Here is a 14,625-nt window from a genome sequence, read left to right as displayed (position 1 = left end):
CGCATGATCCGGGCGCTGATCCTCACGCATCGCTGGCTCAGCATTCCGCTCGGTCCGCTGTTCGTGTTGTGGTTCGCGACCGGCATCGTGATGCATTTCGTGCCGTTTCCGGCGCAAACGGAGAGCGAGCGGTTCGCCGGGCTGGCGCCGCTCGATCTCGCGGCACCGCTGCGCAGCCCGGCAGAGGCGCTCGCCGCAAGCGGGATCCGCCAGCCCAGCCGCATCCGGCTGGCGCAGCGGCCGGATGGACCTGTCTATGTGATCTCCGCCGCCGGCCGCAGCATGGCCGTTCATGCCGACACGCTTGCGGCGGCCGATGTCACTGCGCCCGATCTCGCGCTCTCCATCGCCCGCGCGGCCGCGCAACGCCGTGGCCTCGACACCACGTGGGCCGCCGTCGTCGCACGCGATGGCTACGATCAATGGACGGTGCCGAACCGGTTCGATCCGCACCGCCCGCTCTACCGGGTCGCGCTCAACGATGCCGAGGGCACCGAGCTCTACGTCTCCTCCCGGACCGGCGAGGTGATGCTCGACACGACGCGCTACGAACGCGGCTGGAACTACGTCGGCAGCGTCGTGCACTGGATCTATCCGACCGTGCTGCGCAAGGACTGGGCGGCGTGGAACGTCACCGTCTGGTGGCTCTCGCTGGCGGGCGTGATGGCCGCCCTGACCGGCGCCCTGCTCGGCCCGATCAGGCTGAAGCTGCGCAAGGCGCGGCTGTCGTCGCGTTACCGTGGCTGGCACCAGTGGCATCACTGGACCGGCCTCGTCTGCATGCAGTTCGTCTTGACCTGGATCGTCAGCGGCTGGCTGTCGATGGACCACGGCCGGCTGTTCACGACCGGTCGTCTGACCGACTCGGAACAGGCCGTCCTGGTCGGCACGCCGGACTGGCAGAGCCTCACGCCGGACACGCTGTCGGCGGTGCACGGTGATGTCCGCGAGGTCGATTGGTTCGCCTTCGGCGGCCGCCTGCATCAGCGCATCCGGCGCGCTGCCACGCAGCAGCAGATCGCGGTGATTGAGGGCCACTCGCCGCAGATCGTCGGCCGATTTCTACAGCCGGCCGAGGTGAATGAAGCGACGGCACGACTGGGCGCCGGTTGCGCGCGGTCCGCCGAGATCGAGGCCGGCGACGACTATCCGTTCACATCGAATGTGCCGGGGGCGCCGGTCTATCGCGCGGTGTGCGGCGACACCTGGTATCACATCGATGCCGCGTCCGGCGCCGTGCTCGAGAAGCTCGATCCCTCCCGACGCACCTACCGCTGGCTCTACCAGGCGCTGCATACGTTGAACTTTCCGACGTTGCTCGCGCACGGGACGCTGCGCACCGTGCTCATCGTCGGTCTGTGCGCGGCAGGCTTGGCCTTCAGCATCACCGGCATCGTGATCGGCTGGCGACGGCTGCGTGTGCGTGGCGCCGTTGCTCGCCGCAATGGTTAATTTTAACGCCGGGTTAACGCAAATTTTTCGTTGTCTATAATCCGTCTTAAGGATTTCGAGCCAGTTATAGAGGATGCAGAAAGCAGCCCGTGCGGCCCCGGGCAGGATTTGTGTTGTTGATGAGTACACCCGCTGAAAAGCCCGAAGTCGTCGAGCTTCCGGCCGATCCGCCGGCGCTTGCACCGGCGGCCCAGCGCCGGGCCGCGCAGCAGCGGGTGCGCGAGGCGCGCGACCGGCTGACGTCGACCTCGGGCACGCGGCCCGCCTTCGATCGCGAGCTGCTGCGGCAATACGCGCAGACCCGCATCTCCGCGTCCTACATCGTCATTCTGCTGGTGGTCGCCACCGGCCTGATGCTGAGCGTCTGGCTGCATACGATCGCTGCCGGCGCCTGGACGCTCGGCGTGCTCTGCATCCACGCCGCCATCGTCCGCAACTGCAACAACTTCCTCGCCGACCAGCCGTCGCTGGCGGCGACGCGGCGCTGGCGCACGCGCTTCGTGCTGCTCGACCTGCTCTATGGCGTGTGCTGGATGGCGATCCTCATCCACCCCGCGCTTGCCGAGGTGTCGGGCACGCTGATGATGTTCCTGATGCTGCTGGTGATCGCCGTCTCCAGCATGCTCGCAGCGAACCTCCCGATCGCAGCCGTTGCGGTCACCGCGCCGGTGACGGTCGCGATCACGCTCAGCCTCGCGCTGTCAGGCACATTCGACAACTATCTCCTGGCCGGATTTGCTGTCGCGGCCGAAGGCTATTTCGTGCTGCTGGCGCACCAGCTGCACGCGACGACGCTCGCGACGCTCGAGGCGCGCGCCGAGAAGGACGCGCTGATCGGCGAGCTCGAACAGGCCAAGGCGATCTCCGACGAGGCGCGCTACCGCGCCGAGGCCGCCAACGTCGCCAAGTCGCGCTTCCTCGCGCAGATGAGCCACGAGCTGCGCACGCCGCTGAACGCCATCCTCGGCTTCTCCGAGGTGATGAAAAGCGAGATCTTCGGCGCGCATGCGGTGCCGGTCTACAAGGAATATTCCGCCGACATTCACAACTCCGGCGTCCACCTGCTCAACCTGATCAACGAGATCCTCGATCTCTCGCGCATCGAGGCCGGCCGCTACGAGCTGAACGAGGAAGCCGTCGCGCTGGTGCACGTCATCGCCGACTGCCATCACCTGCTCAAGCTGCGCGCCTCCAGCCGTGGCCTCACCATCCACGAGGTGTTCGAGCAGAAGATGCCGCGGCTGTGGGCGGACGAGCGCGCCATCCGCCAGGTCGTTCTCAATCTGCTGTCCAACGCCATCAAGTTCACCCCGCAGGGCGGCGAGATCTGGCTGAAGGCCGGCTGGACGGCGTCGGGCGGGCAATATCTCAGCGTCAGGGACACCGGCTCAGGCATCCCCGAGAACGAAATTCCGATCGTGCTTGCCTCGTTCGGCCAGGGCTCGAACTCGATCAAATCGGCCGAACAGGGCGCGGGCCTGGGCCTGCCGATCGCCAAGAACCTGATCGAGATGCATGGCGGCACGTTCACGCTGAAATCCAAGGTCCGCATCGGCACCGAGGTGATCGTCACCTTCCCGCCGGAGCGGGTGATGTCCGCGCTGGCGCCGCTGTCCGACGAGGCGCCGCCGCTGCAACCTGACCCTGCCACCGCGCCCGCCCAGGAGAAGCGGCGACTGTTGCGCAAACCGATCATGAATGCCGGAACGGGACTGTGAGATGATGGCACTTGCAAAGCCGGACCAAACCCTCTTTGACTGGCGGAATGAGCCAGGACACGCCCTGCATCGCCGTCTGCATGATCGACCCGAAGACCAAGCTGTGCTTCGGCTGCGGCCGCACGCTGCCGGAGATCGCGCGATGGGGCAGCATGTCTCGCGACGAAAGGCTGGCGGTGATGGACGGGCTTGCCTCGCGCATGCACGACGCCGGCCTGCCTGCGATGGTGCGCAAGCGCGGCTGAGCGCCTCGGCCTCCGTCGGAGGCCGGGCATGAACAAGGTCGCATTGGTCCTCGTCACCATGGTGGTCACCGCGAGCGCCGTGATCGTCTACAAGGATCCCGAGCAGGCCGCGCTGGCCAGCGACACCGTCTCGGAGATGCTGCGAAGCCGGGCCTTGAGGGCCAAGGCGAGCCCTCCGACCAACGCCGTCGAGATCGAGCGGACCAGGGGCGGCGAGTTCGCGCTGCGCGCCAAGATCAATGGCGTCACCGCGCCGATGGTGGTCGACACCGGCGCGACCTCGGTGGTGCTGACCTGGGAGACCGCCAAGGCCGCCGGACTGCCGCTCGAGCTGCTGAACTACGACGTCGACGTCGAGACCGCGGGCGGCCACACCAAGGCGGCCCGGCTGACGCTCGATCGGCTCGCGATCGGCAAGCTCGTGGAGCGCTCCGTTCCCGCGCTGGTCGTGCCGCACGGCCAGATGAAGACCAACCTGCTCGGCATGAGCTTTCTCGACCGGCTCGAGCGCTTCGAGGTCCGCTCCGACCGGCTGATGCTGCACGGCTATCCCGATCGCAGCTGAGAGTGCGTCCGCAACGGCCACCGGCTTGCGGCGAGAGCGACTGTCGGCCTAGGGTCGCGTCCCATGGCCGACACCCTGCCCCGACACCCGATCCAGCTTGCGCTGAACGAAAACCCGTTCGGCCCCGCGCCCGCGGCTGTCGACGCCATCCGGGCCGATCTCGCCGGCCTGGCGCGCTACACCGGCCGGGAGGTCGACGATCTCACGGCCGCGATCGCCGGGCGCGACAACATCCCGGCGGATCAGATCGTGCTCGGCGAGAACCTCAACGTGCTCGGCCTGTATCTGTCCGCACAGGGCGGTCCCGGCGGCAGCTTCGTCTATTCCGAGCCCGGCTACACCGCGCTGATCGACGCGGTGGCGCCGGCGGGCGGACGCGTGGTCGGCGTGCCGCTGAACACGCGGCTCGAGAACGACCTGCCGGCCATCGCGGCCGCCGTCGACAGCACCACGCGCGCGGTCTATCTCGTCAACCCGCACAATCCGTCAGGCACCGTCAGCGACGCCGCAGACTTCATCGCCGCCGTTCGCACCTTGTCGACGCGCACGCTCGTGATCGTCGACGAGGCCTATCTCGAATTCCTGCCGGACTTCGCCGCGCGCACCGTCGCGCCGCTGCTGCGCGAGGGCGCCAATGTCGCGGTGTTCAGGACATTCTCGAAGATCTACGGACTGGCGAGCCTCGCCATCGGCGCCACGCTGGCGCCGAAGCCGCTGGCTGCAGGCCTGAAGCAGATGGGCATCGGCGCCTTCTTCGGCCTGAGCCGGTTGAGCCTCGTCGCCGCCATGGCCAGCCTGGATGATCGCAACTACGTCGACGATGTCCGGGCCAAGGTCGCCACGGAGCGCGAGGCGTGGCACGCGCTGCTGCGCGAACGCGGTCGCCGCTTCAGCGCCTCGCAGGCCAACTTCGTGTTCTTCGATTGCGGCCGTCCACATGCCGAAGCTGCCGCGGCTCTCGCCGCTCGCGGTATCATCATCGGCCGCGCCCAGCCGCATTTCGACACCTGGCTGCGTATCTCGATCGGCCTGCCTGAGGAGAATGCGGTGGCGCGGCAGGCCGTGGCGGAGCTGCTGTCCGCCGACCTTTGACTCAAGCGAGCGCGGCGGCCGGCGTGCGCTCCTCGACCATCGCCACCGCCTCGCGCAGCACCTCGATGCCGGCCTCGGGCTTGACGCCGCGCTCGGCGAGATGACGGCGGAAGCCGCGCGCACCCGGCACTGCATGATAGGCACCGACGAGATGCCGCGTGATCGCGTGCAGCCGCGTGCCCTGCCCGAGCTGGCGCGCGATATAGGGTTGGAGCGCGGTGAGCGCCTCCTTCATCGACGCATGCGGCGCGGCCTCGCCAAACAGCACGGGATCGACATCGAGCAGCCGCCACGGCTCCTGATAGGCCGCGCGCCCGAGCATCACGCCGTCGACATGCGCAAGATGCCGTTGCGCGGCCTCGATGCTGGTGATGCCTCCATTGATGATCACCGGCACCTGCGGCAGCCGCGCCTTCAACCGGTACACCCGGTCGTAGTCGAGCGGCGGGATGTCGCGGTTCTCCTTCGGCGACAGGCCGTTCAGCCAGGCCTTGCGCGCATGCACGACCAGGGCGTCGGCGCCGGCGTCCACCACGGCATCGGCGAGCGCATCGAGCGCGATCTCCGGATCCTGATCGTCGATGCCGATCCGGCACTTCACGGTGACGGGGATCGTCACCGCGCGCTTCATCGCCGCAACGCAGGCCGCGACCAGCGCAGGCTCGGCCATCAAGCACGCGCCGAAGCGACCGTCCTTCACCCGGTCCGACGGACAGCCGACATTGAGGTTGATTTCGTCATAGCCGAAGTCCTCGCCGATCCTCGCCGAGGTGGCGAGATCCGCCGGATCGGAGCCGCCAAGCTGCAGCGCCACCGGATGCTCGCTGGCGTCGAAGCCGAGCAGCCGCTTGCGGTCGCCGTGAATGACGGCGCCCGTCGTGACCATCTCGGTATAGAGCAGCGCCCGGCGCGTCAGCAGCCGATGGAACACCCGGCAATGCCGATCCGTCCAATCCATCATCGGCGCCACTGAAAATCTATGTGATTGATATCGCTTCATTTTTTAGCATGTTCAGTTCATTGGGCCGCCTTGTGTGCACCCTATTCTACGCCACGGCGCGATGCTTTTTTCCGGCTTTTCGCCGCCTCAGCGCACACACGTGCAACTTTCACCGGACTGAAATCCGGCTCGTGGAGAGCCCAAGTCCGACGAAAGGGAAAATATGTCAACGGGACGTTTCTCCGCCGAGCGGGCGCCGACGAACGGGTCATCGATATCGCGCGGCGGATGACCGCCAAGACCGACCTCGCCGAGGAACCACCGATGACCGGCGGCATGATGAACCTGCGCACGCTGGTGGAGAAGACCCCGGACGCCGATCTGCCGCGCCAGATGATCGGTTTTGCGGCCCAGCGCCAGCTACTCCCAACGCCACTCAGCAGCTCATTGTTTCGCGATGGACTTCGTCACACCAACATCTTCCCGAACTGAGATAGAGAAATTCCCGATTCGAATAGCGTGTCCTGTCCTGACATGTAGTCGCGACTTCAGGCTTCACGCGCGAGTCCTGGCAGACGATCCTTCCTTCAATCATCATCTTTCCAAAACCCACCCCGGTCTCCGGCTCCCCAAGTGGCCGGGGCCTTTTCTGATTTCGGACCGCGCCAATCGGCTTCGGCGAGAATCGCCGGCGCGGTCATTCTCACCTGGAGCTCACACCCGCCCCTGGTGAGATTTATCCCGATCAACAGGCGATGCATTTCCCGACGGTGCCACGTCGTTTTCCCAGGCCATCTTCGACGATCCCGTATCACGCCAAGTCTTCAGGCTTTCTAATTTTTATTATTCGCGTGAAGCTTCCCACCAAACTTTACGATCAGTCTTGCTTCGTGCCCGGCTACAAATAGCTGCGCGAACAGGACATTCTCGAACGTCCGTCTGTTTCTTTGCCACGTCATTCATCATCAGAGACATCTCATCGACGGATCGGCAACGCGCCTCGAACGCCATACATCGCAATCATCTCTCGAATTTTTGCCACATAGGTCGATGAACTAACTGATCGACGAGACGTCGCAACAATGCGCCGTCATCAGACCGACTGGCGCTCTGACGAGCGCTGCGACGTATTTCGGCCGAGAGCCGGAATACGTGAAGCCGCGAATGCTGCAGTCACGCACGTTCGACAACGGAACCAAAGGAGGCAGCGCATTTGGGACATGCACACCCACGACGAGCTGCGGGGCGCGCGCACTCTCTCCAAGCGTACGATCGGCTATCAGGCTACGGCGCAGAACCACCGCTGCGATTGGACGGTAAGACGACGGTGACCACGACCGGTGGGTAACGACCCCACCGACCGAGCGCTTTTCGCAACGGCCGGATCATGTCGGCCCGACATGACGCCTTTGAACGGGAAAGATCTGATGACAACGACCGACGCAGCCTCTCGGAATGCTCCGCGCATCGATCTCGCAGTCGACAGCGAGCTTTCGGCAACCGGCACCGTTCCGCTCTCTCCGTCGTCTCCCTCCGGCGAGACTGCCCCGGTCTACGCAACGCTGCCAGCGCCGGTCATCTCGAAACAGCCGCCCTCCGACGGCTCGAGCGCGGTCACGACGGCGGTCTCGACCGCCACGTCATCCACAGAGCCGCCTCCCACCGATGACCTGTTCGACGATCAATGGCATTTCGGCCTTCTCGGCGACATTCAGAAGATCTGGGAAGAATTCACGGGCAGCGGTGTCCACGTCGGCATCTACGACGACGGTATCGAGACGCAACATCCGGACCTTCAATCGAACTACGACGCCAGCCTGGAAGTCGTCGTCGGCGGCGAGCATCTCGACGCCAGCCTCCCTGTCACGCTGGGATACGGCGGTGCGCATGGCACGGCGGTCGCAGGATTGATCGCCGCTGCACGCGACGGCTTCGGCGCGGTCGGCGTGGCCTATGGCAGCAGCATCACCGGTGTCCCGATCTTCGGCGGAGCCGCCGACATCAACAGCAATTTCACGGGGTTCATCGAGGCACTTGGCCATGCCGGGCAGTTCGACATCATCTCCAACAGCTGGGGCGCGCAGCCGATCTTCTACCAGGCGGCCAGCGCCTCGAACGCGCAGATCGTTGCGGGCTGGATGGCGGCGGTCGAGTCCGGCCGCGGCGGACTAGGAACGATCATTACCAAGGCGGCCGGCAACGACGATCTCAACGCCAACGGTGACGCTGCGGACACATCACGCGCGACGATCGTGGTTGGCGCCTATGATGCGACTGGCGACGCCGCCTGGTACTCGAATTTCGGCGCCAATCTGCTCGTCTCCGCGCCGTCGAGCGGGGATCGCCGCGGCTTCCTCGATCCACCCGGCGTACACATCGATCCCGGCCTCGTCACGACCGACCTGCAAGGCGAGCTCGGATACAACATGAGCGGCGATGTCATCGTGCCGTCCGACTACACGAACCAGTTCGGCGGCACCTCCGGAGCAACGCCCATCGTCTCCGGCGTTGTCGCCCTGATGCTGGATGCCAACGCCGATCTCGGCTGGCGCGACGTGCAGACCATCCTCGCCTACTCGGCGCGGGAGATCGGAAGCGGTATCGGCGGCAATCGCACGGCATCCGAGGATAACAGCTGGTTCTACAACAATGCCGGCAATTGGAACGGCGGCGGCCTGCACTTCTCGGCCGACTACGGCTTTGGCGCCATCGACGCCTACAACGCCGTGCGCATGGCCGAGGTGTGGGGCTTGTTTGCGGCTCCCCAGGTCAGCGCCAACGAAACGTCGTTCTCGTCGACGTTCTCCACGGGCGCGGTGATCAACGACCTGACCAACACCGACATCACATTCGACTTCTCGGGCAATGAATTCGACGTCGAGTTCGTCAACATCGACCTCGACATTGCCCACAGTTCGGCGACGGCTTCGGTCGTGATCGACATCTTCGGCGGTGTCGAGGGTATCGGAACGAAGTATCTCGCAGACCTCAGCATCTCGCTGATATCTCCCGACGGGACGGTCGTCGAGCTCGCCGACTTCAACCGGGACTTCCTGTTCGATAACGCGACCGGTGGGGTGCATCTCGCACTCGGCGCAAACGCCTTCCGGGGAGAGGATGCCAACGGCGTCTGGACCTTGCGCATCACGGACGCCTGGTTCGGCAACGATCCGGGCCTTCTCAGCGCGGCCACGGTCACACTGCACGGCCGCGATGGCGCTTCCGGCGGCAACGATCTCGACAGCGACGTCTATCACTATACCAACGAGATCCTGACCACATTGGCCAAGGACGGCTCCCGCCAGACGTTGAGCGACGATGGGGGCAGCGCAGACTGGCTCGACATGGCCGCGATGTCCGGCAATCTCGTCATCTCGCTTGCGGAAGGCGCCACCTCGACCGTGAACGGAGCCGCATTCCTGACGCTGGCGGGTGGCACCGAGATCGAGAACGCCGTCACCGGAGATGGCAACGACGATATCGCGGGCAACGCTCTCGACAACCGGCTGTACGGCATGCGCGGCGGCGATACGCTGAGCGGCGGCGAAGGCAGCGACACCCTCTCGGGCGGTGCCGGCAATGATATTCTCGAGGGTGACGAGGGCGCCGACCACTTCCTGTTCGACCGCGCCCTCAACGCTGCGATCAATCTCGACATCATTCTCGATTTCGCCCATCACGTCGATACGATCTGGCTGGACTCGTCGATCTTCGCAGGGCTCAATCTCGGAACGCTCGATGCCGATGTCTTCTATGTCATCGGCCAGGGCGCGGAGACGGCTGCCGACCGCATCATCTACGACGCGGCAACCGGCGCCCTGTTCTTCGATGCCGACGGCAGTGGCAGCAGCGCTGCCGTGCAGTTCGCGCTGCTCGCCCAGACACCGGCGGACCTGTCGTTCGACGACATCGTCGTCGTCTCGTCCACTCCGCAACCCATCGTCAGCGCCGGCGATCGAACCGCCGATACAACAGCAACGGTCACCACCTCCGAGGCTGACCGCCAGGGCGCCGGGACCATCACCGGCACTGCCGCGAGCGAGACGCTCAGGGGCGATTTTGGAGACAATGAGATCTACGGTCTGGGCGGGGAAGACATCATCTTCACCGGCAGCGGCAACAATTTCGTCGACGGCGGCGCAGGTCTCGATACCATCATCGCCGGCGACGGCAACGATACGCTGATCGGCGGCGGCGCCTATCCGCTGCTGGGAGACTCCATCTTCGGCGGCGGCGGCAACGACCTGATCATCGGCAGCGACGATCAGACCAACGACGAAACCTGGAAATATCTCGGCGCCCACGGCGACACCCTGAATGGCGGATCCGGCAACGACAAGCTCTATGGCTTGAGCGGCGATGACCTCCTGGTCGGCGGTGACGGGAACGACCTCATCGTCGGCGGCTCCGGCAGCGATCAGCTCATCGGCGGCGACGGCAACGACCGGCTGCTGCCGGGCACCGGCGACGTCGACTACGTCTCTGGCGGAGAGGGCATCGATACGCTGGTGCTCGCCGGCGCGCGATCCGAATACCGCCTCTATATGCTCGACGCGGTCAACCCTGGGTTCAACAATCAGACGGTCTATTTCGAGAGAGTCGTCGATGGCGTCGTCGAGCGCACCGGCATCAAGTTCGACGATGTCGAGAAGATCGAGTTTGCGGACCGGACGACGGAACTTCCGAACCCGCTCGTCGACGTCATCCAGAACGCGTTCTTCCAGCCAAGCTACGATCCGATCGTGCGGCAATATGACGGCTACGAGATCGGCGCCGTCATCGATTGGGCGCAGGACGTCACCATTGCCGACCTCGGAACCGAGCACGGCGGGCGTGACATGCTGCAGACCGTCGGCATCGAGCACACCTATGGTTCAGTCGACATCGAGAGCGATGCGCTGACGCTGCTGAAGCTGACCTGGCTCGGATCCTACGCGCAGATTGACAACTATCTCAGCCAGGAGATGACGGAAACCGTGACGGTCCACGCTGCGGAGGGCGCGCGCGATCTCACATTGATGTCGTTCGGCCTGAACATGGGCGCCGACGCCAAGATCATCGACGACACGGCAACGAGCATCTATCTGATATCGGACTCGGTCGGCTCCGGCCTGCTGGCGGACAAATGGAACGGCGCCGCCGTCAACGACTTCAACCTGTCATTTGCGTCCGCGACATCGTTCACCTTTCAGAATGTCGCCGGAGGCGCCATCAAATGGTACATTCCGAACGTCACGACGATTGCCGCTCCGTTCGCAGGCTTCAGTCCGGTCGAGCACTTCTCCTATTACGGCCAGTCCGGAATTCTCACCATCGAGACGCCGCTGGACGACGCCATACTCGCCACCGCAGGGGGCAATGCCAACTACTCGTTCTCGGGCGGTTTCGGGAGCGAGTTGATCCGCTTCGGGAATCTCGGCGACGTCAACCTGTCGAATGACGGCACGCAAGGTGACGAGGCCGCCATGAATGCCGGCCGCGGGCTGCGCGGCAGCATCGATCTCGGCGCGGGCGACGATGAAGCCCGTATTCTGGGAAGTGGCGCGTTCCAGAATGGCGGCACGCTCGATGGCGGCGTCTCCACATTCACGCAGCCGGACTCCACGACGGTCGAGACCGAAGTGGCAGGTGACACGCTGCGCATGACCTTTGCAGTGGCCGCGGCCATTGGCGACATCAGTGACCGCATCCAGAATTTCGAGATCCTCCAGCTCGATGCGACGTCGCTGACCAACCAGGTCGTCGACGTTGCCGACTTCGACAGTCTCGCCAAGCTGCGATTCATCGGCGGTGCGTACGCCGATGTCGACAACTCGGTCGTCGGCCTCGTCAACAACGCGGACGTGACCATTCGCTCCGTCTCCGATCCGGCGCAAAACGTCGACGGCCTCGGAGGCTATGTCTTCACGAGCTATGGGAATGCGTTCGGGACGTTCAACCTCGATCTCGCTGGCGACGCAGGGAACGATTCGATCACGCTCCGCTTCATCGGACTGGCGACGGATGGGGTGGACTATGGCACGATCCATGTGGCCGATGCCGAAACCGTCGCCATCACGACGGATTCGCGCGACGCTTCCTATCACGACGCGCCGTTCGATCCGAACATCGACCAGCCACCTCTGTCCCAGCAGCCGACGGATGCGTTCGCGCAGGTGCTCGATCTGGACGCCACGACGACGCTGACGATCGCGGGAAACACCGGCTGGGATCTGACGGTCGACGGCACGGATATTGGCAAGTTGCGGACGCTCGACGCCTCGGGCGTCACCGGTGAAGGTGCCATCGGCGCCGTGAAGGCCATGGCACAGACCAGCGAGGCCGTCACTTTCACCGGCGGCATGGGCAATGACGCGCTCACAGGCAATGCCGGCGACGATACGCTCGCGGGTGGCGCCGGTGGGAACGACGTTCTCGATGGCGGCGCGGGGACGGACACGGCAGTGTTCGCCGGCAAGATCTCCGACTATACCATCAGCGTCGACGGCAACGTCGTGAGCGTCGCAAACCGCCAAGACGGCAGCATCGACACCGTCACCGACGTCGAGCGGTTCCAGTTCGACGACGGAACGCTGACCGGCGAGGACATCGGGCTCCCCGCCGCCAACCAGGCGCCCAGCGGCATCTCCCTCGCAAACCTATTGACGTCGATCGCCGAAGACATGGCAACCGACGTACGGATCAAGGTCGCCGACATCGCGGTCACCGATGACGGCAAGGGCACGAACGCGATCGGCCTTGCCGGCGACGACAGCGGCTCGTTCGAGATCGACGGCAACGCGCTGTATCTCAAGGCCGGGGCGGTGCTCGACTTCGAAGGCGGAAAGACGCAGTTCGACGTCGTCATCACCGTTGACGACGCCGCGGTCGGAGCCACGCCGGACGCCAGCGTCGCCTTGACCATCGCGGTCACCAACGTGAACGAGGCGCCGACCGGGGTCGCGCTCGCGAGCAACCCGGTCGCGGAGAACGCGGCGGCAGGCACGGTGGTCGGCGCCCTGTCAGCAACCGATCCCGACAGCGGCGACGTCATCAGCTACGCGCTGACCGATGACGCCGGAGGGCGCTTCGCGATCGTCGACGGCAAGCTCGTGCTGGCCCGGGGTGACGCGCTTGATTTCGAGACGGACGCATCGCCCGAGATCACGGTGAAGGTGACCGATGCGGGCGGACTCAGCATCGACAGGACGATTGCGATCGACGTCGCCGACGTCAACGAGAAGGCCTCGATATCGCTGACGCCGGTGCTCGCGTCGATTGCGGAAAACACGGCCGTCACCACCCCGCTCAAGGTGGCCGACATCGTCCTGAACGATCCCGACACGGCGAGCACCTTCCGGCAGAACACGCTGTCCCTGTCCGGCAGCCAAGCCGCCATGTTCGAGATCCTCACCATTGCAGGCGTCGCCGGGCTCTATCTGAAGGCCGGCGTTCAGCTCGATTACGAGCAGATGAAGAGCGTCGATGTGACGGTCGTCGTCGACGACGCGTCGCTGCCCGGCGGGCATGAGGATTCGGCGTCCTACACGCTCGCCATCGCCGATGTGAACGAGACGCCCGTCATCCACGGCACCTCCTGCAATGACAGGCTCCTTGGCACCGACGGCAACGATCTGTTCGACGGCGGTGGCGGGCGCGACACCTTCATCGGCCGTGGCGGGGACGACACCTATCTTGTCGACAGCTGGAACGACAAGGTCATTGAACGCTGCCACGACGGCACCGACACGGTGAAAAGCGCGGCAACCAGCTATACGCTTGCGCACAATGTCGAGAACCTCGTGCTGCTCGACGGCGCCAAAACCGGCACCGGCAACTCCGAGGCCAACGAGATCACCGGCAATGCCGGCGACAACTATCTCTCCGGCCGCGCGGGCAATGACGTCATCGAGGGCGGTGCCGGCGATGACCATATGGACGGCGGCTCCGGCCTCGATACCGTCTCCTACGAGCATGCGACGTCGGCCGTCACGGTCAGCCTTGCGCTGACAGACGCGCAGGATACCGGCGAAGCTACCGGCGTCGATACGCTTCGAGGCTTCGAGAACCTGAAGGGGTCGGCCTTCGACGATCATCTCGAGGGCGATCGCAAGGCAAACGTCATCGATGGTGGCGCTGGCAATGATTTCATCGACGGCGGGGCAGGCAATGACGTCCTCACGGGAGGCGATGGCGCCGATGCCTTCGTGTTCAGCTCGAAGCTGTCATCGGGCTGTCAGTGGAACGCCTGGAGTCACGATGGCGGCTGGAGCCATCGCGGAGCGGAGAACCGCGACACGATCACGGATTTCTCCGTTGCCGAGGACACGATCTGGCTCGACCGCAACATCTTCACGGCGCTTCACGGCAAGGAGGGCGAGACCCTATCGGCCTGCGAATTCCGCATCGGGTCGAAGGCGCTCGATGCCGACGACCACATCATCTACAACGCGGAGACCGGCGTGCTGATCTATGACGCGAACGGCAGCAAGGCCGGTGGCGCGGTCGAGATCGCAATCCTCTCCAAGGGGCTCGCCATGACCAACGAGGATTTCCTCCTTGTGTAGCTGACGGGCGCGGAAGCACATCCGATCAAGGACTCCGCCGATCGCCCTCCTGCGCGACGAGGGACGT

The 14,625-nt window shown here is 65.0% G+C and carries 8 protein-coding genes; 7 read left to right on the top strand and 1 reads right to left on the bottom strand.

The genetic code is table 11. The features are described from left to right. Nucleotides 1-3: 3 nt before the first annotated feature. The 5 genes from ACQR1Y_RS13265 (at nucleotide 4) to ACQR1Y_RS13245 (ending at nucleotide 5,072) form a co-directional block, all read left to right on the top strand. Nucleotides 4-1,452, top strand: a complete 1,449-nt coding sequence (locus tag ACQR1Y_RS13265) for a PepSY domain-containing protein (protein WP_434876757.1) — start codon at nucleotides 4-6, stop codon at nucleotides 1,450-1,452. A gap of 119 nt (nucleotides 1,453-1,571) precedes the next feature. After that, the gene (locus tag ACQR1Y_RS13260; RefSeq protein ID WP_434857676.1) at nucleotides 1,572-3,170 is read left to right on the top strand and encodes a sensor histidine kinase; all 1,599 of its coding nucleotides are present in this window, start codon (nucleotides 1,572-1,574) and stop codon (nucleotides 3,168-3,170) included. Between the two features lie 47 nt (nucleotides 3,171-3,217). Further along, nucleotides 3,218-3,415: a DUF1289 domain-containing protein gene (locus ACQR1Y_RS13255; RefSeq protein WP_434876756.1), complete on the top strand. Its 198-nt coding sequence runs from the start codon at nucleotides 3,218-3,220 to the stop codon at nucleotides 3,413-3,415. Between the two features lie 28 nt (nucleotides 3,416-3,443). Continuing rightward, nucleotides 3,444-3,980: a TIGR02281 family clan AA aspartic protease gene (locus ACQR1Y_RS13250; RefSeq protein ID WP_434857678.1), complete on the top strand. Its 537-nt coding sequence runs from the start codon at nucleotides 3,444-3,446 to the stop codon at nucleotides 3,978-3,980. 63 nt (nucleotides 3,981-4,043) lie between these two features. After that, nucleotides 4,044-5,072: a pyridoxal phosphate-dependent aminotransferase gene (locus ACQR1Y_RS13245; protein ID WP_434876755.1), complete on the top strand. Its 1,029-nt coding sequence runs from the start codon at nucleotides 4,044-4,046 to the stop codon at nucleotides 5,070-5,072. A gap of 1 nt (nucleotide 5,073) precedes the next feature. Here ACQR1Y_RS13245 and dusA read toward each other — a convergent pair whose 3' ends face one another. After that, on the bottom strand, nucleotides 5,074-6,072 hold the full coding sequence (gene dusA / locus ACQR1Y_RS13240; RefSeq protein ID WP_434876754.1) for a tRNA dihydrouridine(20/20a) synthase DusA: 999 nt from the start codon (nucleotides 6,070-6,072) through the stop codon (nucleotides 5,074-5,076). 228 nt (nucleotides 6,073-6,300) lie between these two features. Between dusA and ACQR1Y_RS13235 the strand changes: the two genes are divergently transcribed. Beyond that, a complete protein-coding gene (locus ACQR1Y_RS13235) occupies nucleotides 6,301-6,504 on the top strand; it encodes a hypothetical protein (protein WP_434876914.1) in 204 nt (67 codons plus the stop codon). A gap of 935 nt (nucleotides 6,505-7,439) precedes the next feature. Next, nucleotides 7,440-14,558: a S8 family serine peptidase gene (locus ACQR1Y_RS13230; RefSeq protein ID WP_434876753.1), complete on the top strand. Its 7,119-nt coding sequence runs from the start codon at nucleotides 7,440-7,442 to the stop codon at nucleotides 14,556-14,558. The last annotated feature ends 67 nt before the right edge of the window (nucleotides 14,559-14,625 follow it).

Source organism: Bradyrhizobium sp. HKCCYLRH3099 (genome assembly GCF_051167855.1).
Taxonomy (GTDB): Bacteria; Pseudomonadota; Alphaproteobacteria; order Rhizobiales; family Xanthobacteraceae; genus Bradyrhizobium.
The sequence above is the reverse complement of the archived record's forward strand: the minus strand, read 5'-3'. Positions and strand labels throughout refer to the sequence as shown.